General features: G+C 45.7%; 15 protein-coding genes and 1 riboswitch. Of the genes, 12 read left to right on the top strand and 3 right to left on the bottom strand.

The window, feature by feature from the left end; all coding sequences use genetic code 11:
- The first annotated feature begins 535 nt into the window (after window positions 1–535).
- From ACO0KY_RS08070 to ACO0KY_RS08060, 3 genes are all read left to right on the top strand, one after another.
- On the top strand, window positions 536–1,126 hold the full coding sequence (locus ACO0KY_RS08070) for a hypothetical protein (RefSeq protein ID WP_423045180.1): 591 nt from the start codon (window positions 536–538) through the stop codon (window positions 1,124–1,126).
- A 39-nt stretch (window positions 1,127–1,165) separates the two neighbouring features.
- Window positions 1,166–1,423 (top strand): hypothetical protein, encoded by a 258-nt coding sequence (locus ACO0KY_RS08065; RefSeq protein WP_423045179.1) that lies wholly within the window; start codon window positions 1,166–1,168, stop codon window positions 1,421–1,423.
- Between the two features lie 370 nt (window positions 1,424–1,793).
- On the top strand, window positions 1,794–5,027 hold the full coding sequence (locus tag ACO0KY_RS08060; protein WP_423045178.1) for an HD domain-containing phosphohydrolase: 3,234 nt from the start codon (window positions 1,794–1,796) through the stop codon (window positions 5,025–5,027).
- A 315-nt stretch (window positions 5,028–5,342) separates the two neighbouring features.
- On the opposite strand, the gene ACO0KY_RS08055 is transcribed toward ACO0KY_RS08060, so the two are convergent.
- Window positions 5,343–6,746, bottom strand: a complete 1,404-nt coding sequence (locus ACO0KY_RS08055) for a carbohydrate porin (RefSeq protein ID WP_423045177.1) — start codon at window positions 6,744–6,746, stop codon at window positions 5,343–5,345.
- A 217-nt stretch (window positions 6,747–6,963) separates the two neighbouring features.
- A complete protein-coding gene (locus ACO0KY_RS08050; protein ID WP_423045176.1) occupies window positions 6,964–7,968 on the bottom strand; it encodes a sodium:calcium antiporter in 1,005 nt (334 codons plus the stop codon).
- A 96-nt stretch (window positions 7,969–8,064) separates the two neighbouring features.
- Window positions 8,065–8,170: riboswitch (yybP-ykoY riboswitch) on the bottom strand.
- Window positions 8,171–8,416: 246 nt separating this feature from the next.
- On the opposite strand from ACO0KY_RS08050, the gene ACO0KY_RS08045 reads away from it, so the two are divergent.
- The 9 genes from ACO0KY_RS08045 to ACO0KY_RS08005 all read left to right on the top strand — a co-directional run bounded on the left by ACO0KY_RS08045 (window position 8,417) and on the right by ACO0KY_RS08005 (window position 21,657).
- On the top strand, window positions 8,417–9,517 hold the full coding sequence (locus tag ACO0KY_RS08045; RefSeq protein ID WP_423045175.1) for a substrate-binding domain-containing protein: 1,101 nt from the start codon (window positions 8,417–8,419) through the stop codon (window positions 9,515–9,517).
- A 12-nt stretch (window positions 9,518–9,529) separates the two neighbouring features.
- Window positions 9,530–11,959 (top strand): ATP-binding protein, encoded by a 2,430-nt coding sequence (locus tag ACO0KY_RS08040; protein ID WP_423045174.1) that lies wholly within the window; start codon window positions 9,530–9,532, stop codon window positions 11,957–11,959.
- A 398-nt stretch (window positions 11,960–12,357) separates the two neighbouring features.
- Window positions 12,358–13,557 (top strand): toxic anion resistance protein, encoded by a 1,200-nt coding sequence (locus ACO0KY_RS08035; RefSeq protein ID WP_423045173.1) that lies wholly within the window; start codon window positions 12,358–12,360, stop codon window positions 13,555–13,557.
- Between the two features lie 33 nt (window positions 13,558–13,590).
- Complete coding sequence (locus ACO0KY_RS08030; protein WP_423045172.1) at window positions 13,591–14,874, top strand: VWA domain-containing protein; 1,284 nt, start codon at window positions 13,591–13,593, stop codon at window positions 14,872–14,874.
- A gap of 71 nt (window positions 14,875–14,945) precedes the next feature.
- Window positions 14,946–15,746, top strand: coding sequence for an FHA domain-containing protein (locus ACO0KY_RS08025; protein WP_423045171.1), 801 nt, complete (start codon window positions 14,946–14,948; stop codon window positions 15,744–15,746).
- A 30-nt stretch (window positions 15,747–15,776) separates the two neighbouring features.
- Window positions 15,777–17,183: a hypothetical protein gene (locus ACO0KY_RS08020; protein WP_423045170.1), complete on the top strand. Its 1,407-nt coding sequence runs from the start codon at window positions 15,777–15,779 to the stop codon at window positions 17,181–17,183.
- Entirely contained in the window at window positions 17,180–18,361 is a 1,182-nt protein-coding gene (locus tag ACO0KY_RS08015; RefSeq protein ID WP_423045169.1) for a hypothetical protein, read from the top strand. Before ACO0KY_RS08020 ends, ACO0KY_RS08015 begins: the two co-directional genes overlap by 4 nt.
- Before the next feature lie 71 nt (window positions 18,362–18,432).
- Entirely contained in the window at window positions 18,433–20,682 is a 2,250-nt protein-coding gene (locus ACO0KY_RS08010) for a tetratricopeptide repeat protein (protein ID WP_423045168.1), read from the top strand.
- A gap of 18 nt (window positions 20,683–20,700) precedes the next feature.
- Window positions 20,701–21,657 carry a PP2C family protein-serine/threonine phosphatase gene (locus tag ACO0KY_RS08005; protein ID WP_423045167.1) on the top strand — a complete coding sequence of 319 codons (957 nt, stop codon included), beginning with the start codon at window positions 20,701–20,703 and terminating at the stop codon, window positions 21,655–21,657.
- 59 nt (window positions 21,658–21,716) lie between these two features.
- On the opposite strand, the gene ACO0KY_RS08000 is transcribed toward ACO0KY_RS08005, so the two are convergent.
- Entirely contained in the window at window positions 21,717–23,738 is a 2,022-nt protein-coding gene (locus ACO0KY_RS08000; protein ID WP_423045166.1) for an ATP-binding protein, read from the bottom strand.
- Window positions 23,739–23,758: the final 20 nt, after the last annotated feature.

Genomic DNA, 23,758 nt, shown 5'->3' with positions numbered 1-23,758 from the left:
AATGTCTAAAGTGTAGGTTTGTTAAATGACAATTGAATGACAATTGAATGACAAGGCATCACTTTTTAATGTTCTGGAAAGTATCAAAATTAAGCCGCGAAAACCGGTGTTTTGAATTTATTTTTCCTATGAGGCGATTGCTTAATTACACAAGTGAAGTAACAACTTTACTGCTTCAGGTTCAAATTTTATTTGATCGAATTTTGATAAATATCAAGTGAGAAAATCTTCCCGAGCGAAAACTGATAACTGAGTGTTGAAGTTCAGATTTCTTCATGCAATGAGCAGTGGTGCGTTGCATTCAAGACCTGTTGATGGTGAAAAAATAAGGGGGCGTTGACAACCAGGTACATGTATTTGTCCAAAGGAAGAGGAAATCACCGATCTTCACACAGAAGTTGAAGATTAAAATGCTCTGTGGAAACAAAAAAGCCTTTAAACTAGCGAACTCTGCAGAAAAACCTGCCTTAACAATACGAAGAGCTGGAATTCTATTTGCCGTTAACAATAAAAATTCTAGGTCTATACTGAAGAAATGAAAGCTATTGCCAGATTGACCCATCTGTTGTTACTGATTGGTGTCCTCATAACACCTGTACAGTCACGGGCGATGACGACCCGCGTGGTCTATCCCTCAAATGATGTTCATACCGACAGGCGTTTTGATGATGTAATAGAAATCTTGCATACGGCGTTGGAAAAAACTAAAGCAAAGTATGGGAAGTATGAGTGCATCCCCAGCAGCACCATCGTTCCTAAAAAACGTTCAATTCAAGAGTTGGAGCAAAACGCAGGTGAAATTAACGTCATCTGGAATCCGACCTCGGAAGAAATGGAAAAGAAATTCCTGGTAATACGCATTCCATTGCGTAAAGGCTTATTAGGTTACCGGATACCATTAATTCGCAAAGAAGATCAAAGCAAGTTTGATCAAATCAAAACCGAAGATGATCTGAAAAAATTCACCGTCGGGCAAGGTATTGACTGGGTTGATATTCCTGCTTATACCTCGCGTGGTATTACCGTGATTCAGGCACCGTATGTTCAGCTCAGTGCGATGTTGGCCAACAAGCGATTCGATATGTACCCCAGAGGTGTTGGTGAAATTTTGCCTGAGTACGAGTAATATCATGAACTTTATCCTGATATTGTGATTGAGAAAAATTTGCTGATCTATTATCCGTTTCCATACTATTTCTTTTTTAATCCCGCTGATCGCCAATTGAAAGAGCGCATTGAAGCAGGATTAAACATCATGCGTAAAGACGGAAGCTTTGATGCCATTTTTAATAAATATTATCAAGTGGCGATTAAGCGATTGAATGTAAAAAAACGTCGTCTGATTAAACTGAGTAATCCGGCGCTGCCTAAAGATACTCCACTCGATGAGAGTGACCTTTGGTACGCCCCCCACGTACGTTGATTGATTTAACTCGCAAACAATGACTCTGTGAGTTTGTATCCTCCGTCCCACTAAAAGCGACGCAATGCTGAAGTGATTAATTACCCGAGTTGTTGGATTTGTAGCTAATTAAAATAATAGCTACACTTTTGATGAGCAATTTGCTACATTTAATTGCTGGTGAGTAAAACTGAGATGAAAACCCTATCACTGCTCTGGTCTCGTAATATCCGAGTCAGAGAGGGGGAATTGTCACTGTAGGATTAAATGACGTTTGCCGTGACGAAGCCAGTTCTTTTTGTTCCTTATTGCTGTTTGCAATCAACCGGGGTTGTATGTAATGTCCATTCGACCGAATCACCCTATCTCACGAAAATTTATCCTCGCCGCGATGCTCTTGTCAGGCGTTTTTATTGTTCTGGGTTTGACCATTTTTTTAAATTTTGCGGAGCAGTCGAAAGAAAAACTTCAGGACGATATCAAAATCATCGCCGCCAACAAAAAGCAAGAACTGGAGAGCTTTTTAACTGAGCGCAACGGCGATGCAGAGACTCTGGCTGGCGAACAGTTTGTGATCGATGCCATATTAAGTGTCAACGATGTGAGTCAGTCTGATCTGGCAACGAGCCAAGCCTATCGCGCAATTGATCAGTTGGGTAAAACGTATGGCTACCATGATGTGAGATTGCTAGATCGTTCATTGAATGTGAAGCTGGCGTTGCATCAATCTGCGATCACACCTTTGGAACGCGAATCCTTGAATCAGGCTATAGCAAACCGAAGTCCTGTGCTGATTGATATTCATCAGGCAGTAGATGGAATCTGGAGTTTCGGTTATACAAGACCGGTTTATGCTTTGAATCAGCGTGATGCGCCTGTTATTGGTGCGGTCTATCTTGAAGTTTCAGTCGCCAGCACTATCGATAAGATTCTTTCCGTATGGCCCTCGAATTCAAATAGCTCAGAATTGGTGCTGTTTGAGAAGAAAAATAACGAAATTTTTTATTTGAGTGCGCTCCGGTTTGAGCCAGCAAGCCAGCGCTTTAAGCTAAGTCGTCCGATAGAGACGGCGAATCTTGTGGCCTCCGAGTTGCTCACTACCAATAGCGCCGCGTTATTGGATGGCGTTGACTATCGCGGAATTCGCGTACTGGGAGCTGGTGCGCCAATTACTGGCACGAATTGGTTTTTGCTTGCCAAGACTGACTATGCCGAAGTTATTTTACCTATGAGAGAGTTGGTGTATTCGGCTATTGCGGGCGGTGTAGGGGTCATCTGTGCTTTATTTGCATTTTTAACCTTCTATTGGCGGATAAAGAATGCTGATGCGATCGTCAGAATGGCATCAATGGACGGTCGACTTATGGCCGCAAGGAGGGCATCGCTTGACGGCTATTTAACGATAGATGCCCAAGGTCGGATTATTGAAGTCAATGAGAGCCTTGCTAAGTTGAGTGCCTTTTCTGCTGAAGAACTGTGCAATAAATACTTGTATCAACTTGAGGTTGACAGTAGTGATGAAAAAACGATGCGCAAACTGGAGCAAATTCAAGCAAGCGGTAGTATGCGTTTTCGAACCCAACTGAAATGTAAGCATGGCTTGGTGCTGGATGTCGAGGTGAGCGCTGTTTTTGTGCGAGATCAGGGTGTTGGAATCTTTAATGCATTTGTACATGACATTGGTGCAGAGCTGGCCTCACGTAAAAGAATGGAAAGACTCAATACTTTCTATCGTTTTACCAGTAATATCAACATAGTCATTTTTAACACCAAAGATCCTATTCAGTTATTGAAAAAGATATGTCAGTCGGCGACGGAGGATGGTGGTTTTGTTCTTGCCTGGGCTGGTTTTCCCGACAATAAACTGGGACGTATCATTCCTGTAGCGGCAACCGGGAACGCATCTGCTTATGTCGAGAATTTGATTGTCACTTTAGATCCGACGTTGAGCACCAGTCATGGTCCAACGCGCATGTGTATGCTCGAAAAGAAAATTCAGTTTGCAAATGATTTTAATCATGATCCAAGGACCAGTTCATGGCATGAACTAGCTCAAAAATACGATATCTGTGCTTCCGCTGCTATACCGGTTTTGGTGAATAATGAAGCTATCGGGGTCATCACGTTTTATGCAAATCAGCCGCATTATTTTGATGAGGAATTTCGGGATTTGATTGAGGAGGTGGGGCGAAACATCTCAATTGGATTTCAATTGTCGGAAACAGAACAGCAGCGTGATCGTGAGGCTATGCAACGTATAGAAAGTGAACAACGGTTTAAACGTATATTTGAAGCATCTCCTCTCCCAGTACAGATTCATTCATTATCGACACGAAAACTGCTTGCAATCAATAGTGTACATGAGGAGACATTCGGATATCCGCTTGCAGAGATCGCGGATGAGGAAACGTGGTTTGCTAAGGTGTTTGCATCTTCAGACTTCCGGGGAAAAGTTAAAAGCTTGTGGGAAGAAAATCTGGCGATGGCCATATCGGACGTGTCGAACAGAGTGATTCGTTCTCCTGAGATTCAATTGCGTTGCAAAAACGGTGTTGACCGCACTGTATGCGGATTCGTGAGTATTGATGCGGATGACGTCATTGTGCAATGGCTTGATCTGACGGAAATCCGGCGAGTGGAATCTGAGTTGGTTGAGCATGAATCGCAAATTCGCGGTTTGCTTGAACAAACCATCACTGGCATTTATGTTATTCAAGATGATCGCATCGTTTATGCTAATGCCCGAATGGGGGAAATTTTAGGGCGTACGCAGTCTGAGATGATAGGTAAAGATTCTATCGAGGTTTTTGATGCCTCTCCAGATGCTGTTGAAAAAATCAGGCATGCGCGAAGCGAGTTCAAAGCCGGTACCCGCCAGATTGCAATGAACCTTTCAGCAATGACCAGATTTGGTGACGCTATTATTCTTGGAACGCATGCTAGCAGGGGGGTATGGGATGGTCGAATGGCAATCATCGTGATGGCGCAGGACATTACGGAGCGATTGCATGCTGAAGAGAGAATCTCGACTTACGTTAAGCAACTAGAGCTCTCAATGCAGAGTACCTTAGAGGTGGTTGCCAAAATGGTCGATATGCGTGACCCCTACACGGCGGGGCATGAACGTCGGGTCGGATTGATTGCTTCCGATATTGCGAGAGAAATGGGTTGGGCCGAAGATCAATGTAAGTATCTTGAATTGGCGGGGTTGGTGCATGATATTGGGAAAATTGCGATCCCCGCGGAAATACTTTCTAAACCGACGCGCTTAACGGCAATAGAGTACGAATTAATTAAATCTCATGCAGAGCGAGGATATGAGATTCTTAAAGATGCAAAATTTCCGATTCAAATTGCAGAAATTATTCGAGAGCATCATGAGCGTATGGATGGTAGCGGGTATCCTCAAGGATTGAAAGGTGAACAAATTTTGCCCGAGGCAAGGATACTGGCGGTAGCCGACGTTGTTGAATCCATGTCTTCGCATCGCCCATATCGCCCCGCAATGGGAATTGAATCTGCGTTAAAAGAAATTCGAGAACACCGTGGCACCTTATTTGATGACGCAGTAGTTGATGCTATGTTGCGATTGGTTGTGGAGAAAAAATACTGCCTGCCTTTATGATTTTTACTCATTCAGAAGTGAGAAGTGAGTGCGTGTGAAAGTTGAAAGATGGTCAGTATCATGCGAATTGCGATTCGATACGCGATTTAAAAGTTTTTTAAATGAGTGGATATCTGACCACATTTTGCATGAAGACTTGAAAATAGCTAATTATGTAAAAAGCGCGGTGCGCCGCCCGATTGGTGAACATCTTTATGAGCAGTATCTGTTATCAGAAGAGAAATAGTGGATGCTGTATGTCATTCATCAATGCGGAGAAGCCTGTGAGTTTGCCTATGTTGTAGCTCGTGACAAAAGGCAGTATTAAGCAGTCGATCAGATGTCAGCGTGGAAGCGTAAGCCATAAACATTGATCGGGCCGCGATCCATGTTGTAGCTTGGGTTTTTGATTCGTTGATAGTCAACAGTGATGGTCGCGTGTGGATGAACGCGGATGGCGTAGTAGGTTTCCAAAATATTTTCAGCGCCATAATTGAGTGTGCCATCACCAATCAAAACACCAAGCCCGCCCGCTTTAAAGTATCGCTGCGCATCGCCTGAGATGCTATTGTGCGCGATCGCCAGACCCACTGTATCGTCATGCCGTCCCCAGTGATTACCTTTAATTTGGATGCCAGCAGAGAAGGATTGACTGATGTCCGTGAATTCGTAAACCTCTTTGTCACCAGGGGTTTTGCTGAAACGCGCAAACGCGCCGATGTCAGACGTTAATTCTTGTTCGCCGTTTAAAACGAAGCCATAGTTGGATGCGTAATGGCGATTGGCTGCGACGTCAGGTGTCGTGTTGTTGGCTATCGCACTCTGAACGGCATCGCTGTATTTACTCATTGACGCGTGGTTCAGGTAAGCGAGCAACTTCAGCTTGCCCGGGTGACCTGCGAGCTGGTGGCGCTCTTCAACTTCGGTGATTAATTCAAACTGATGGAAATTAATGCCGGTGATTTTACCGTTTGGAACCGGCGACATTTGATAGGCGCCATTGCGCCACGTCCAGTTTCCTTGATTCCATTCTGCGGCTACCCCATAAGTGTAGCCCCACATATCGGCAGCATAATCAAGTGCGCCGCCGTCGATCATCGCCCAGTTTAAAAAATCAGAACGTGGATCATGTGCATAGGTATTGTTATCAAAAATGTCGACCACGGCCATCTTGCCGAAGGTCAGTGTGACATTATCGGCGCTATGCGTGCTCGCCAATTGATTGGCACCGGCTTCAACTGCGACTTGTTCGCCACCAAGCGGAAATACCTGACGTACAAATAGGCGTGGCATGCGAAGGTAAGGCATGTTTGCACCTTCTTTGTAAGCGCCGCCACTGGGAAAGCCAGCCGCACCAAACGAGTGGCTCAAGCCAAAGCCTTGATCGATTTCCGCATTGATCCATAATTCTGCGTTGCGCCATAACTTTGTGCCAGCAAAGAGTGTCACATCCGTTGTCTCTTCCTGACGACCATTCGGATCCATGCTCTGCGGACCGCTATAAGGAGAGGTAAATCGGGGATGCTCTTGCAGGATGGTTGTTACCTGGCCATGCACCGCCCATGTTTCATCAGCTTGCGGAGGCAGAGCCGGGGCGGTTTCATCGGCATGGGCGTGAAGAGCCAGGGCTAAAATTGTGCCGCCAAATGCTACGGCAGCGACGCCTTTGGGCGGTCTGCTTACACGAATTGAGGTGGGGGCGGACTTGTCTGGTACTAAATCAAAAATACGTTTTTTCACACTAGTTTTCTTTATCAATGATGTTATTCGTCGTGTTTTTTGAAAGTTAAAGCAGCGTATTCTGGATTTTATCGCAATGTGGCATGGCGATCTTCAGTGTTTGACCGATACAGCGAAATACCACTTCGTTCGTCAGTTGAAACGATGATGTCGCATTAAATGTAGCTGACGCAAAGAATTTCCCTTTGAGCTGGGACAAGTCTGCGCGTCTCTTGCCTTAGCGTGAAAAATAGCATGCCACCAATAACGCGAAGACGCCATAAAATCCACCGGCAACGAGTAATTTTCGGCCATCAACAGCTCCGCGTCGGAATAGCTGCCAAAGAAATACAATCGCAAGCGCTGTGATAATGCCTGAGGCTAGCAGCGGCCCATCAAACAACCATGGCGTAAAAAATAGCCCCAAGGCACTCGGTATCGTCGCCTGTATCATCATGGCGCCAGAAATATTAGCCAGTGCCAGCCTTTCTTTGCCTTGTTTGACCCAAATGAGCGCGTTCATGGTTTCTGGCAGCTCTGTAGCGACTGGACTCAATAGTAATGCCACCAGATGCGGCGACCAATTCAGGGCGGTGCCGATCGCTTCGAGCTGACCGACAAATACATGCGATGCAATGCTGATAACAACGAGCGAGCACGTCACTTGAAGTGCTGCCCAACGCAAAGATGGCTCAGCGACTGAAGGACAGAACTTAAGAGGCTCTAATTGTTCTTCTTCGGGTGCGGTATCGCTGGTTTGAATTTCGCGCCAGACATACGCCGCATAAGTTGCAAGAAATAAAAGTCCCAACCAAGGCTTATAGGTAAATGCCACTAAGCCCAATCCAACTTTGACGACAAAAACGCCAAGAAATGCTGCCTGATCGTGACTTAGGCGAATATGGTCGACTTGTACCTGGCGATTAATACGTTGAAGTTTATGCCGATGAAAAATTAACGCCGCGCCTACGACTGCATATGCCAACGTCGCCAATACAAGTGGACCACCCATTGCGGCGCCTATGCCTATGTCTTTTTGGGCTGAAGTTTTACCGAAAACGACTGCCATAAAAGTGACTGCGCTTTCTGGCAAGGCAGTACCAAATGCCGCGAGTACTGAACCAATGGCTGTCGCGCCGAGCTTGAGCCTGTGGCCAAACCATTCGATACCGTTGACGAAAAATTCGCATGCGATATAAATCGCGACTGCAGAGAGAGAAAATAGCGTAATAGTGAGAAGCATGGGTCTCAGTGGTCGGGCGAGAATGAGGACAATGGCGCAACCCTACGACTCGCCCGACTAGCAAAACGTAAGGTGGCCAAAGGTCTCGCCTGGCTTAACTGCAACAGCAGAAGCTGACCACGCCATGAGTTTTTTTTCTCAAGTTTGTTGACGTGGACTCTTTAGCGGGAACTAAAGATGGCTACTCCCCAATGACAATGGCGAGCATTCTATCAGCCACGTTTTACCTTGTCTGCCTATTTTTTTAGAAATTTAAATACTTGTGTGCGGTCAGGAAAATATCTTTTATGCATTATTTATGATCTCTGTGATGGCTCAATTGTCGCTTTTTACTGAATCATTTAATAATTTTTATAGTGGGAAGCATATTTAATACAATTTAATATGTTTTTGTAGGCGAGATGTAATCAATTGCCTATAGTATTAGTAACTCTATTTGAGAGTCCGATTGTCCTTGCTTAAACCATTCCGTGTATGTTGGGTCTGTTTTTGTATTAATGAATTAATTAATTCACTAATTTATTTCCAGCCTGCGCGCCTGGGTTATATGTTGGGTTTTTATGAGGAAATTATGAGTGCTTGTCGTTCATTTTTGATTTGCCTGCTGTTTATTTTTTTATGTGGATGTGGGCAAGGCGATAAATCTGGGAATAATTCCACTTCTAGCTCATCTCCAGCGCCGGAACTCTCGTCCAGATATAAAGTTGGGTTGGTTTTGAAAGCCTTTACCAATCCTTTTTTCATTGATATTGAGAAAGGGGCAAGACGGGCTGAGCAAGAGTTGGGTGTTGAACTTATCGTTAAAACTGCGGGGCAGGAAACGGCGATTGAAGAACAAATTCAGATTGTCCAGGATTTGATAGAGCAAAAAGTGAATGCAATAGTAATTGCCCCCGGTGATTCGCGTCGCTTAATTCCAGTGTTAAAAGAAGCGGATAAAGCGGGGATTGTCATCATTAATATCGATAATCAGCTTGACCCTGGCACCTTGCGTAATTCTGGTATGCCGATGATCCCCTTTATCAGTGTCGATAATGAAGGAGCAAGTTTTGATGCAGTGAAGTCGGTGGTCGATAAAATCAATAAGCCCACCCAGGTCGCTATTATCGAGGGTTTACCTGGCGCAGAGAATGCGCGCATGCGGATGACGGGGGCAGTTCGCGCTTTTAATTCAAATCCGCTGATACAAATCGTGGCAAAAGAAACAGCAAATTGGAAAATTGATGAAGGGTACAAGGTAGCAAAGCAGATCTTTGAAAAATATCCGGCAATTAAGGTAATTTTTTGCGCTAACGACATGATGGCGTTGGGTGCCATTAAATATATTTCTGACAGTGCTCGAAAGAATGTGCAGATCATTGGTTATGATGCTCTTGATGATGCTAAGGCGGCTGTTCGGGCTGGTAAGATGCGGTTGACCGTAGACCAGCAAGCGGCCTTGCAAGGGTATCAGGGAGTGGTTCTCGCAGTGCGTGCATTGAAGGGGGAAAAATTGCCCTCAGTCCTCAAAATTGACGCGCATTTAGTTTCAATCGATACGCTTAAATAGGTAGAGTGAGTTTTGAAACTCAAGTTCATCAAGTTTAATATCATTTATAAGCTGATTGGCTATCTGGTCATCGTGAGCATCTTGCCACTATTGATTTTTGCTGTCAGTTCCTACGACGTGGTTCAGGAAACTATTCTCGATTTGACCAGTGGATATAGTTCTCAGTTGGTCAATAATCAGCGTGATTATTTACAGTTGCAGTTGCAACAGGTAGATAACCTGGCGTCCCGGATTGCAACGATAGATAAAATCGGCGAGGTTGCCGCTCGAACAGACGCGTTGAATGAAATGAAGCGCGATGCCTATGACGATTTGTCGACTCAGGCAGAAATTCGCCAAAATCTTAATTTATATAGCAGCCTAAAAGGCGTCGCCTCGATCGACTTTTATACTGCAAAAGGGCACCGCTTTTATGTCGGTGAAACCTTAAGCGAGCCGGAAGTCAATAAGTACGTGCGTGACACGATGTACAGAACGGCGTTGGCTTCGGATGGTTCATTGCAGTGGCTCAGTGTGGGCAATAAGTTATACCCCGCATCTGATTCTGAAAAATTACTCACTGCATATAAGATTGTGTGGCGTTATTCCAGCGAAACGCAGTTGTCGGAGCCAGTTGGTATGTTGTTGATTAATTGCTCTACCAGCTACCTCTTTGATCATTTCAGTAAAGTTGATTTGGGACGTGGTTCTTATATGGTGGTTACTGACGCTGACGGGCGGGTAGTTTACGCGCCAGATAAGAAAATAGTGGGGCAAAATATGCCCGAAAGCCTCGCAAATTGGCTCAAAAGTGGCAATGAAAAATCAGCTTTGCACATTGATAACCGTGATTATCTCGTCAGCCTTGCGACTATAAAAAATCAGGGATGGCACTTGTTCGGAGTAATCCCTCAGGAAACTTTGCTCGCACCAATGCGAAGATTGACGCAGCTTGTTGGATTGTTGATTGTTCTCAGTTCGATTATTATTTTATTGGCTAGCCATTTATTCAGAAGAAACATGGTTACCCCCATTCAAGAAATTTCTAAAGGTTTTCGCCGTATTCAAGAACAAAAAAACGACCTGGTTGAACACCTGCCGGTACCCGCAAGCAGGGATGAAATCAGTGAGCTTGTTGTTTGGTTTAATGCCTTTATAGATGCCCATAAAATGCGTTTGCAATACGAAGAAGAATTGCGCGAAAGTCAATATAAGTTTGCCAGCATTTTCCAGCAGGCACCGATTCCACTGGGGTTGGTTCGCATAGAAAATGGCCAGTTTGTGGATGTTAATGATGTCTGGCTTGCGCAATTTGAATTTTCCAGAGAAGAAATCATTGGCAATACTTCGTTTGAACTCAATGTCTGGGTAGATTTAAATGAGCGACAAGCCATGCTGGATCAGATCAAGCAAACGCAAGCGACGAGAATCGAGGTTCGTCAGCGAGCAAAGAGCGGTCGTATTTTGATTTGTATTTTATCTGGCCGACCAATCAAAATTCACGATGAACGACTCTTCATTTTTTCGGCGGTCGACATTACACGCCAGCGTGAAACCGAAAAAGAAATTCAAGAAATTAACCAACAATTAGAATCGCGGGTACAGTCTCGTACGTTGAAATTACAAGAAACCAATGAGGAACTATATGAAGCTCTTGAGTCATTAAAACTCACAAAAGGTGAGTTGGTACGCTCGGAAAAATTAGCTGCGCTTGGTTCCCTGGTTGCTGGTATCGCACATGAATTGAATACTCCGATAGGTAATAGTGTAACGGTGGCAAGCACCTTACATGACGATACGCGTGATTTACGTCGTTCTGTGAAAGAAGGTAATTTACGTCGCTCGGCTATTGAGACGTATTTTGATATTATCGAAAAGGGTACCGAGTTGTTGTTGCGCAATCTTGGTAACGCCCATGACCTGATTGCCAGTTTTAAACAAGTTGCGGCGGACCAGGCAAGCAATCAACGGCGTAGTTTTGACTTGAAAGAGACGATTGAAGGAATCATGGTCACTCTGGTGCCTATGTATAAAAAAACTGCATTTGTCATGACTAGCGACTTAGCGCCGGGCATTAAGATGAATAGTTATCCCGGGCCTTTGGGGCAAGTATTGACCAATTTGGTCACCAATGCACTCACGCATGCGTTTGAAGGACGGCGGCAGGGAACGATGCGCTTGACGACGCGTTTGATCGATGAGACTCACGCAGAGTTGGTTTTTAGCGACGATGGTTTGGGTATCCCGGCTGAAAATCTCGCACGTGTCTTTGATCCTTTTTTTACGACCAAATTGGGGCAGGGCGGATCTGGTCTCGGCTTAAATATTGTCTACAATATTGTCACTAGCGTGCTTGGCGGAACCATACAGCTCAAGTCCGAAGTCGGTGTTGGTACTTGTTTTATTATCACCCTACCGCTGACGCCCGTCGCGCTCGAAGCACTTACCCAGCAAGGGTTGTAAATTTCCGAAAGCTTCTTGTTCAAGACTCATTAGTGACTTCCACTGTTCTCGCATGCGGCTATTTTGCGTCTTTGACTTATTCCTCCACTGTTGTTTATCCTTTCGGCTCTTATTAAGTGGCATAATTGCAATAATCTAAAAGTCAGGCCACATAGATTGGTGATTTTTCGATCGTTCGCCTGGATTCTGTCTAGTTGCAAATATGCAACGGTATTTGCTGATAAATTATCGGTTAAAGAAAAAAATAATTACCGTTTCTTTTACGCTAATGCAGTGCCAAGATGCAGCTTGTCCAAAATGAATTGGACTTGTAGATGCGGATTTGAAGGCGCTCCCCATACTTGCAGGGAGTAAATAGTGAGATTGATTTTTCAATGGATTTAGATCGGGGTTGCACAATGAGCGAGTTAAAAACAGAAGCCGAATTGGTTGTTTCTCCGTTGAATACAGTATCTTTGTACGATGGAAATCCACCTGCCCTGCGTTACGAATTGCAAGCGGATCGGCAAATCGACTTAAACAAATTTACCGAGGAGCAAAAAGCGCGCATCAATCAAATCGCTGCCAGTGTATCGTTTTCCGATACCAATAGCCTGATGTCATTTGGCGCTGATGCGCAACGTGAATTGAGTAAACATCTCGATCAGTTATTGGAAGGAATGCGTACCAGCGAAGCAGGGCGTGCGGGAGAAATTACCATTGCACTGGCGACAACCTTGAAAGACCTGAATCTTCCTAAGATCAAACAAGAGGTTGCAGGTCAAAGCAGTCTGGCTGAACAATTTGGGAAAATCCCTTTTGTTGGTGAGTGGTTCTCGGCATTGCGTGCATTACAGCAAAATCATAAGAAAATTACTGAGCATCTGAATGCGATCGAACAAAAATCGCAGGCGCAACTGACCACCCTCAGATCGACCAACGACAAATTGGATCGTCTGGTTCAAGCCAGTATTGACCATATCAAAACCATGGAATTGTATATGGCGGCCGGCCAGATACTGATCAAGCGTGCGCGTCTGGAATTTGAACAAAAACGTGTGGCGGTAGAGCAATCACGCGATGTAGTTGAAATCGCTAAGCTGCGCGATTTTGCAGAGCAAATCAATGCATTTGAAACACGTATCGTGCGTATGCATGTGGCGCACAGCCAGTCTATCGTCTCGGTGCCAGAAATTCGCGCCACACAAACGGCTGCCATGATAGAAATGAATAATGTCATGGATAGTATTCTGTTCGATCTGCCTGCTTTGAAACGGGCAATTCTTAATGTAGCTGCTTTATCGGAAACAGCAAAGGCATCCAAAGCAACCGAAGCACGCCGCGCCCTGTCCAGAGAATTGGGCAGTATAGGTAGCGATCAGTTGCAAGACGCGTATTTAAAAGCGAAAAACAGCCAGGGAGATTTTGCGGCGGATGTTGCTGTACTGGCGCAATCCGCAGATAAATTGTTGCAGACGATCGCGCTTGGTCATCGTCTGGATTTGGAAAACGCCGATAAACGTGAAAAATCCATTAATGATTTGAACGCACTCAATCGTAAATTTACCGAAGGTTTGCTGGAATCTGGCAATCAATTTGTACAAAAAATATCGTCTTAATATCGTCTTAACTGACTCTCGTCGGAGTGTTTTATGTTTCGTATTCAAGGGTTTTTCAACCCATATTTATCTGTAGGTCAGTCACGTCTTGACACGGTATTGACGATTTCTTCGGATGTGCAGATTGTCCCCAATGCAGGTGGTCGAAAAATTGTTGGTTTTGTCCTGGACGTATCGGGTTCGATGGGTGGTGAAAAGCTCTCACAAGCAAAGAATGCTGCACGTCGTGGTATTGATATGTTGTCGGAAGATATGTGGTTCTTCGTAGTCAGTTTTTCAGGTAGTGCTGATATTGTGGTTAAAGCGAGCCCCGCCACTGCGGCGAATAAAGCATTTGCGCATAGTGCAATTCAAGGTCTGCGCGCGTCAGGTTCAACGTCCATGTCATCTGGACTGAAAACTGCCTATCACCAGGTCAGGAGTAGTGGTGCCACCATGGCGAGCGTTTACTTTCAGACTGATGGTGAAAATGGTGCTGAAGACAGCATGCATCTTACTGCTGTGATTGAAGAGTGCAAAGGCGTGTTTCAGTGTGACTGTCGCGGTATCGGTACCGATTGGAAGCCAGCAGAGCTGCGCACCATCGCTTCGGCTTTGTTGGGTACTGCTGATGCGATCACTGATCCAGCCGGTCTGGAAGAAGATTTGCAAGCCTTTTTAAGGCGTTCCATGTCGAAAGGTATCTCAGGCGCGGTATTACGCATCTGGTCGCCAAAAGTCGTCAAGCTACTGACAGTAAAACAAATGAGCCCTGACATTATGGATCTGATGCCAGTCGCCACACGAATCGATGAAAAGACGCTCGATGTGCCGTTGGGCGCATGGGGTAATGAGGCGCGTGATTTCCAACTTGCCTTTGAATTGCCAGCCGGTGCTGTTGATGAAGAAGTGTTGGCATGCCGTGCGAGTGTTGTTTATCTGGAGGGTGGGATAGAAACTAAAGTCACTTGTGATCCGATCGCAGTCAGATGGTCAGGTGATGACATGCTGACGACACGCATCAGCAAAGAAGTTGCACACTATACCGGGCAAAAAGAATTGGCAGACTCGATCCAGGAAGGGCTTGAAGCGAAGGCCAAGGGTGATGAAGATAAAGCCACGCGTTTGTTAGGACGGGCGGCAAAATTGGCGCAGGAATCCGGTAACGAAGAGGTGACGCGTCGCTTGAAAAAAGTAGTTGATGTGATTGATGCCGACGCCGGCACTGTACGCTTGAAAAAGTCTGACAAAGCAGCTGATATGGAATTGGAATTAGGCGGAACGCGCACGGTACGCCGTCGTACTGGTGTCGTTGGCGATGCGGTTGGTAATATTTAAGATGACTTTTGACAAGGTTCATCGGATCAAGGTTTACACCATCACACTCTCACTTTAACTGAATTGAAACCATGAGTAATATTTGTCCTAAAGGTCATTTTTCTACGGATACGGATTATTGCTCGGAGTGTGGTGCTCCGATTAAATTATCAGCCGCGAATAATAATGCGCCCGTTGCACCTAAAGTGGCCGATGCAAAACCTGCTTCTGCCAGGGTTGATAATCTGGATTGTCCAGATTGCATGACTCCACGTCGCAGTGGTACCCGCTATTGTGAAGTTTGCCGTTATGATTTTGAACTTGGTGCATCGTTTAATGGCTTGCAGAGTATAGCTAAGCCAGCGCCTATGCCAATACCGCAAATTTCTCCGGTAGTAGCTGCCGAGACGCCAGTGGTACAAAATGTTGCAGAGGCGGCACCAACGTTACCCCTTGTTCCAGATGTCTGCGTTTCGTCACCCATAGCTAATACGGTGAACAATGTTGCGGATACGACGATGCAGTCGCAGCGCCTCAAGCTCATTATTACGGTTGATCCGACTTTGTACACTGAAAATGACCCGGAAAATCCGTGTCCGGTCGGGGCGCCCGACAGAGAATATCATCTTGATCTGGATGAACAAACTTTGGGGCGGCAGTTTGAAGGCAAGGGCATTTATCCCGAAATCGTCGTTCAGGATCCGGGTATTTCTCGCCGTCATTTGAAATTGATGCGCGACGAAAAAGGAAACCATACGGTTCTCGATTTGGGTTCTGCCAATGGTACCGAACTCAATAATAAACTTATGTTAGCCGGTGTTGTTGCCATGATCAGTCCGGGTGACGAATTGACTCTGGGTATGTGGACACGGATTCGTGTCGAACTTCGATAATCGACACTTACCGTTTTAGGAAAGCTATCTATGTCTTCTGCTATGCTAACTCCAGTCAACGTTCCCGTGGGTGGAACTTTGCAAGATACTTTGCACGTCTCTTTAGTCGAGGCTGATTTGTATCAGGTGTCTGAAGTACCACGGCAACTTAAGCTGAGACGCGCTTTGTGTGTAGCTCTCAGTATAAGCGTTTTTATTGCAGCTTTTTTTGTTTTCGATAGCTATCGCTCGGTAGTCAATACCGTCGGGAAGGACGCGGTTCCTTCTATCATCGCCGCTGAGCAAATACGTTCACGATTGGCTGATGCACATACCAATCTCATGGATCTTTTTTTGCTAAAAGAAGAAGCAAATGGAGCATCTGGTAAAGCATATATTGCTGCGATCAATCAGGCACACGATAAGTTATTATCGGCGGCGCAAAATATCACTTTTGGTGACGAAGAGCGAAAACCGATTTTAATGGCAATGACTCAGTTGTCAGAATATGAACGCGTTGTGGGCATGGCTCTGGTTACGAAAGATCCACATGACTTGCTGCTGAAAGCTGACACATTGATGCGCGAACATATTTTGCCGGCTGTGGTTGAGCTTGATAATGCGAATTTTACACATCTTGCGAGTAGTTATGCCGAGGGCAGGCAAGCTGCAAAAAATTATTTTGTGACGTTCCTGTTGTTGTCTATGTTGTTGGTCGTGGCATTGATAGAAGCACAGGTGAAGATGTTTGCCATATTTAAGCGCATCGTCAATCCAGTCATGCTATCTGGCTTGTTGGTATTTATCGCCAGCGTTTCTTGCATGGCAATTAAAATTGATCAAATATCGTCTGATCTTCGAACTGCCAAAGAAGACGCGTTTGATTCTGGCCACGTATTATCGCAGGCACAAGCGTTGGCATATTCAGCGAATGCACAGGAAAGTATGTACTTGTTAATAACTGACAAGCAAGCGCAAGCAAAACAAACTGCTTTATTTACGGACGCTGCCGATAAAATTTTTTCTTCGAAGATAGGTGCAGCAAACGCCTTAATTGCCGATCCCAAAGAATTGAAAGGGCATGGCTTGCTGGCTGATGAGTTGGTGAACGTGACCTTCCCTGGGGAACATCAGGCAGCCGTTGATACATTAAAAGCATGGGTCGAATACGTCTATATTGACAAAGAGATCCGTCAATTCGAATCCAGTGGCAAACATGAACAAGCGCTCGCTCTTTGTATTGGTAAACTTGAACATCAATCAGACTGGGCATTTGATCGTTTTAATGCAGCGCTGTCGAAAACCTTGATGATCAACCAGACCCAATTTGATGATGGCATCGCCCGAGCAATGTCCTCGATAAAGCAACTTGTTTATCTGTTGGCGATTCTGTTATTGGCACCTGTATTGGGAACGATAGTTGGTATCCAAAAACGTCTGGTGGAGTTTCGCGAGTGAGCAATATAGATGATTCGCTAGCGGTCTGGCAACAGCGGCTTGCCGCTATCAGCACGAATGCAAATGAGTTAGCGGATGCTGAGAGTACGAAGCGGATTCGCATTAAACTCAGGGCTGGTAATTATTCGGGTTTGAGTAAAGCTAAAGCAGAACAAGCGACAGCGCAATTAAGTACTCTGGTCGATGATTATTTATTGTTAGCCAAAATAGTCGATGAAGCATTGAATATTGCGCAGCATAGTTTATTTATGTCATCGTCAACTCGCGAGGATAAAATATTCGCCTTGCTGGAAGGCTCTTCCATCGTCAGGACAACCGGGCAAGTGTCGATCAAGAACCGCGACTTGCTAGGCAGTGCTGCGCAGAGTTCGCAGTTGACGCCTGCGGCACTCTTGCTGATCATGCAAAATGAATTTGAGCAGGCCAGAGATAGCTTAAATCAGTTAGATCTCGCCGAGTCAAGAGGAGCCGAAGCCCTGGTTGGCATCAAGCATGATTACAGCCTGATGGAGCAACGTGCTAAAGGGTTAAAAGCTGAATCTGATCGTCCTTCGTTTATCGAAATTCAAGGTTTGCAGGCGGATCCTCTCAATGCCTTAGACGGCATAGAAGCCTTGCGCCGAAGCCTCAGTGTCTGGGCCGCCAAATTGGATGACCTTGAACGTACCAGGCTATCAGCGGAGAAAGAAGTTGAGCAGGCCAAGTTAACGTTAAATGAATTAAGGGATCTGGAGCTGACGTATCACTCACAATGTGAAAACCTCAGTCATCTATGTGGTGCACAGACTTTAAGCACCTTAAAAATGCCTGGCACTTCACCGATCGCGATGTTGCAAAGCTGGTGCGAGACTTTAGAAAATAGTTTGCATGCCGGTCAATGGTCGGCGGTGTTGGTGGGCATGAGTAGGCTGCAATTGGCGATGACCCAGGCGCAAGCCGACTTAAATCGTGCGATTGCCGAAGTGCAAACCCGATGTGCAGAAGTCGATGAATTAAAAGGACGTTTTGCAGCATATAAAGCCAAAGATCAGGCACTCATGATGCAGCACGGTATTGATCAAAGACGACAACAGCTGCGCGCACAAATTGAAACTGATTTGTTGATGCGTCCTTTGGATCTGGAAAATTTACGAGTCAAACTGTCTCAGTATCAGCAGCAGTTAAGCAAGATAATTTAACCCCATATTGGGAACCGTTTTTTAAAGACCGCTTTTTAATAAGCTCGGATAGTAAAACTTGAGGTGATTTTATGGCAGCGTCCTGTCAATATTGCGGTGGAGTCGTTGTCGACGACGTGTGTGAAGATTGTGGTAAGCCAGCCAGTAAAACGCTGCTAACGGCGGCGACTGGCGGTCTTGGATTGCCGCCGGGAGTTGTTGCGCCGAATCTCTCTGCTGACTTTACGACCGGTAATGTGACCACCGGACGCACCCGCGGATCGACGCGCTTTACCGTCAATTATCCTGTACGTTTACCAGAATCTGGTGGCGCTAAAACTACCCGTCGCCGCGCTGGTATCACCTCCCACTCAAGCACTCGACGTAATGCACTTGGCGGTGGTTTGGTGTCGCTGCCAGATCTGCCGAATCAGGATCCATTGAAACTCTTAATGGCCGATCCTGAAGTACCTTTACATAAACGCCATTGCCCGAAGTGCGATGCGCAGGTGAATCGTGCAAAGGGTTTTTGTCCTGCATGTGGCACCCCATACGATTTCGTTGCACGACTCAAAGCGGGTGACGTGGTCGCCGGTAAATATGAAATTAAAGGTCCAATTGCGTTTGGTGGTCTGGGCTGGATCTACCTTGGATGGGATCAAGTTTTACAGCGCTGGGTGGTGCTTAAAGGTTTGCTGAATGCGAATGATGAAGCCAGTGCGGCTGCGGCTGTGGCGGAGCGCCGTTATCTGGCAGCGTTAAAGCATTCTAAGATTGTGGCTATTTATGATTTTGTGAATCAGGGCACTGAAGGTTTTATCATTATGGAGTATGTTGGCGGGCAAACGGTATATAGTTTGCGCAAACAACGCGGCCCATTGCCAGTGACCGAAGCAATTTCCTATATTTTGGGGATTTTGCCAGCATTTGCTTATCTGCATGCACAAGGCCTGGTGTATTGCGATTTCAAACCAGACAACGTCATGATTGAGGCGGGGGATGTCAAACTGATTGATATGGGCGCCGTCAGAAAAATTGGTGATCCGAACGGTGATATCTACGCCACGATAGGTTTTTCAGCGCCTGAGGCAAGTACCGACCCGATTGCAGTGTCGGATTTGTACACGCTTGGCCGGGCGTTAGCGGTATTGATCATGGACTTTAAGTTTTCTTCTGACTATGAGTTCAAATTGCCTGGCCCAGATAGCGCAGAGGTTTTGGCGGAAAACGAATCTTTGTATCGGTTTTTATTGCGCGCTACGCATACCGATCCGGACGAACGCTTCCAGACTGCGGATGAAATGGGTGAGCAATTATTCGGGGTGTTACGAGAAATCGTCGCCTTGCAATCTGGCCCTAAACCAGTTGATAGTAAAGTCTTTACCGGTGACCGATTAATTCATGCCTCAGCACGCGAATTGGCAACGCAAATCAATCCTTTATCTTTACCTAATCCTCGTGTCAGGATCGATGATAGAGCCGCAGGTGAAGTGATTTGTGTGCTCAGTATGATGGATGCCAACGAGCAATTGGAAGAACTGCAAAAGCTGGTAGAAAAGAATGGCGACAAAGCGGCCGAACCAAGATTGCGTTTGGTTGAAGTGTTGATCGCGAATAAGGATTTGTTGCCCGGGCAGCGCGATGCCGTGATCGAGTCAACCTTAACTCAGTTGGAAAACGCTGATCCATTTGACTGGCGCGCAAGTTGGTATCGCGGTTTATACCTGATCACGAAAAATGAAGGCGCAAAAGCACTTCCATATTTTGAGCGCTGTTATTTCGAAATGCCAGGTGAGTTGGCGCCGCGCCTTGCAATGGGATTTGCAGCGGAGATCGCCAATGATTTCGAACAAGCCTTGCCGTATTACGATAGGGTAGGGCAAGTCGATCCGGCTTTTGTCAGCGCCCATGTTGGTGCGGCGCGTTGTCATGCTAAAGCGGGTCGTCTCATGGAAGCCTTTAATATTTTACAACGCGTTCCGGGCAATCATGCCTTGCACACAGAAACGCAACTGAGCGTCGGAGAAATGTTGCTCGCTTATCCGCACACTGTCGATATCAAAGTTATGCAAGTGGCAGAAACGGCGATTAAATCTGTATTGGGCAGTGGCGGCTCGGTATTCCAAATTGCGGGTCGCCTGATTAATCTGTTGGTGGAGCGAACTAAGAGTTCTAATTGGCCAGCGAACACCACATTTTTAGGCGCCGAATACACCGAACATGCCTTGCGGATTGCGGCAGAAGGCCAATTCAGACAGGCATCCAGGTTAGCTAAAACCGAGGCAGAGCGTCACTATTGGGTGGATCAGGCAAATCGCGTTCGCCCAGTAACCTTACTTTAATGATGGCAGGAGTGGATAGTGGATTGTAAGCAGTGTGGTGAAGTGCTTGGTACTGGTTTCTCATTTTGTGAGGCGTGTGGTACTGCGATTTCTGTTGCGACCGAAAGTAATCTGGTTGGCGTTCAATCCAATACGATTAGCATCGCTTGTGCCTGCGGCCATGCTGAATTTGACGCTGATAGTATTTGTGAAAATTGTGGTCGTAAGCAGCAGATCCTTGATTTTCCTGATTTGCAGGTTTTAAATGCAATCACTGTCAGTGCCAGCCATCGCGGTCTGCAACATACCGAAAACCAGGACGCGGTAGCAATGCGTGATAGTGAGGGAATTTTTTCGTTAGCGGTTGCAGATGGCGTCTCTACTGCTTGTCGTTCCAAAGAAGCAGCACATGTGGCAGTGACAACAGCGTTGGCTAGTTTGCAAACGCACAGTGATATGCCTGCCAGTCAGCGTTTGCAAATCGCCGTCAGCGCAGCTAATGATGCGATCTGTGCGTTGCCATATGATGACCCCACACTGGCAGAACCAGAGGCGACAATAGTAGTGGCGATGATAGAAGCAGGACAATTGGATTATGCGTGGGTTGGTGATTCCAGACTCTATGTCGTTCGTCATGAAAATGTAGTGCAGTTGACCGAAGACGACTCCTGGCTCAATCAGCAAGTTAAAGCGGGTATCAGCATTAATAACGCAATGAAAGATTGCAATGCCCATTGCATTACCCAATGTCTGGGGATGCGTGACGATGTTCCCAACATTCATGTTGCGAGTATGGCGTTGGAAGGTGATATGACAATTTTGTTATGCTCTGATGGATTATGGAATTACTGCGATAGCCCGGCAAAGATGTTGGCCTTATTTGATTCAAGGTTGACGGTGAGTGAGCAATGTTTGAGGCTTGTCAATTTTGCCAATCATCAAGGCGGGCATGACAACATTAGCGTGATTTTGCATCGTTATTCAGGCTTTGCTTGAGATCAGATTTTTGTACAAGTATTAACGTGAAGAAGGGGGCGTTTTTTACGGACGTTCTTTTATGCACCTCTTTGAGCAACAGCGCTTAGCACCTCATTGAGCACCTGACGATTGACCGGTTTGGTCAGGTAGCCATCCAGTCCGGCTTCAATCGCCTCTTGCTGTTCACTCGCCATCGCTGAGGCGGTTAGCGCATGGATAGGAGTTCGTTGAGTAATATTTTTTTCTTGCTCGATTCTGCGTATCTCTCTGGTGGCATCCATGCCTCCCATCACAGGCATCTGCATATCCATCAGAATCAAATCAAATTTACCCTCTTGCCACATAGTCACAGCTTCGGCGCCATTGTTTGCTATACAGGTTTTATGTCCTTGACGGCTCATTAAATTGACCATTAATGCTTGATTGATCGCATTGTCCTCTGCAATCAGAATATTTAATTTCCTGATTTCAGCTTCCTCGGTACGATTTACGGGGTCCTTTGTTTTAGCCGTTTCCGGAGGAAGATTGACCGGAAGCTCTAAAGTGAACTGGCTTCCTTCCCCAACCTGACTGTTAATGGTAATGCGACCACCCATCAATTGCGCTAGCTTATTGCAAATACTCAGACCTAAGCCGGTGCCGCCGAAACGCCTTGTGGTTGATACATCCTGCTGTGAAAAAGCATCAAATATGCGATCTTGAACTTCTTCAGGAATACCTATGCCGGTATCTGTGACGCTGATGAACAGGCGTGTGGATGCGTCATTGCTGACATAGGCGGATAAAGTAATTTGTCCTTGATCAGTAAATTTAATCGCATTGCCAAGAAGGTTATTGATAATCTGACTTAAGCGAACCGGGTCACCAAGTATCAGAGGTGGCAGATCTGAACTGAGGTCTGTTTTTAACGTCAAATTCTTTTTGTTTGCTGGAAATTCGGCTGCTTTAAATAAATCAGTCAGAAAATCTTTGAGCGAAATTGGAATGGACTCAAGTTCTACCTTATTGGCTTCTATCTTACTGAAATCAAGGATGTCATTAATGATCACTAACAAATTGTCAGCAGAGTGTTTTGCCATCGCTAAAAATTCTTGCTGGTTTTTGTTTAGCGAGCTGTCCAGACATAGATCAATCATGCCTATGATGCCATTCATAGGCGTGCGGATTTCATGGCTCATATTGGCTAGGAAAATGCTTTTTGCCTGATTGGCTTGTTCAGCACTCTCTTTGGCGGTAATTAAGGCTAAACGGGATTTCTCACCCTCAGCTATCAAATGCTCAATATCAGACAGAATAATGGAGATGTTTTGTCCTTCCGAGGGTTTGTCTGCAGATGCAGGAAGAAGGCTGATTAAAATCTGCCGCAGCGATTGCAGCGTATTTTCGCGTTCGCTAAGTTCGATGCGCAACTGACTGGCGGTATTTTGCAGGCGTATCAAAGTTTGACGGACTTCAAGTGGCGCTTCGCTGATCAATGACTCGTTTTCAAGGTCACGTCCTTCCACTGTGCCTAGTGCAAGTACGCTACTTCCCTGAAGTTTGCCCAACCAGTTTTTGAGTGGATACCAAATCAAAATCAATCCGCCGATGAAGCTAGCGAGGGTGAGTGCTAATGCTACCTGCATCATTTGCCACATACGTTCGGCAATTTGCAAATTATCGAAGCTTAAACGTAGAACCCCATAATCGATGCCGCCAACTTTGATGATATTGTTATCGTCAAACAAGTGGTTTTCTACTCGCTCAATAATCCACGAGGGGATGTAGCCATGATTGATCACTGGTTTTTCATGACTACTCACTACACCTTGTTGCAGCGTGATAAATTTGGCCGAAGAAAAATTGGAGCTAACCATCATATGGTCTAAGGTGCGTTTGATAGTGTCAAAGTCCCCTATAACAACACTATCCGAAACACTGTTCGATGCGACGACCAGCATCGATTCCGCCGCTTCTTGTACGTCTTCTATTTCTTGTGTGAAGCGCGTTTCATAGTAAAGCCCAATAGCGGCACACATAAATGACAACCAGGTCACGGTGTAAAGCGCGTAGACGCGCAAAACCAGAGATTCTGGAAGTAAAAACTTTAGCAAACGCACGTTAGCACCTGTATTGGCAA

The organism is Undibacterium sp. Dicai25W, from assembly GCF_049340505.1.
Lineage (GTDB): Bacteria > Pseudomonadota > Gammaproteobacteria > Burkholderiales > Burkholderiaceae_D > Undibacterium > Undibacterium jejuense.
Note: the sequence above shows the minus strand (reverse complement) of the source record. Positions and strands in the feature narration are given on the sequence as shown.

What these genes read in the sequence shown, in the direction of transcription:
- ACO0KY_RS08070 (WP_423045180.1), top strand. Translation starts at nt 536, where the DNA reads ATGAAAGCTATTGCCAGATTGACCCATCTGTTGTTACTGATTGGTGTC.
- ACO0KY_RS08060 (WP_423045178.1), top strand. Translation starts at nt 1,794, where the DNA reads ATGCTCTTGTCAGGCGTTTTTATTGTTCTGGGTTTGACCATTTTTTTA.
- ACO0KY_RS08050 (WP_423045176.1), bottom strand. Translation starts at nt 7,968, where the DNA reads ATGCTTCTCACTATTACGCTATTTTCTCTCTCTGCAGTCGCGATTTAT.
- ACO0KY_RS08035 (WP_423045173.1), top strand. Translation starts at nt 12,358, where the DNA reads ATGAGCGAGTTAAAAACAGAAGCCGAATTGGTTGTTTCTCCGTTGAAT.
- ACO0KY_RS08030 (WP_423045172.1), top strand. Translation starts at nt 13,591, where the DNA reads ATGTTTCGTATTCAAGGGTTTTTCAACCCATATTTATCTGTAGGTCAG.
- ACO0KY_RS08025 (WP_423045171.1), top strand. Translation starts at nt 14,946, where the DNA reads ATGAGTAATATTTGTCCTAAAGGTCATTTTTCTACGGATACGGATTAT.
- ACO0KY_RS08020 (WP_423045170.1), top strand. Translation starts at nt 15,777, where the DNA reads ATGTCTTCTGCTATGCTAACTCCAGTCAACGTTCCCGTGGGTGGAACT.
- ACO0KY_RS08010 (WP_423045168.1), top strand. Translation starts at nt 18,433, where the DNA reads ATGGCAGCGTCCTGTCAATATTGCGGTGGAGTCGTTGTCGACGACGTG.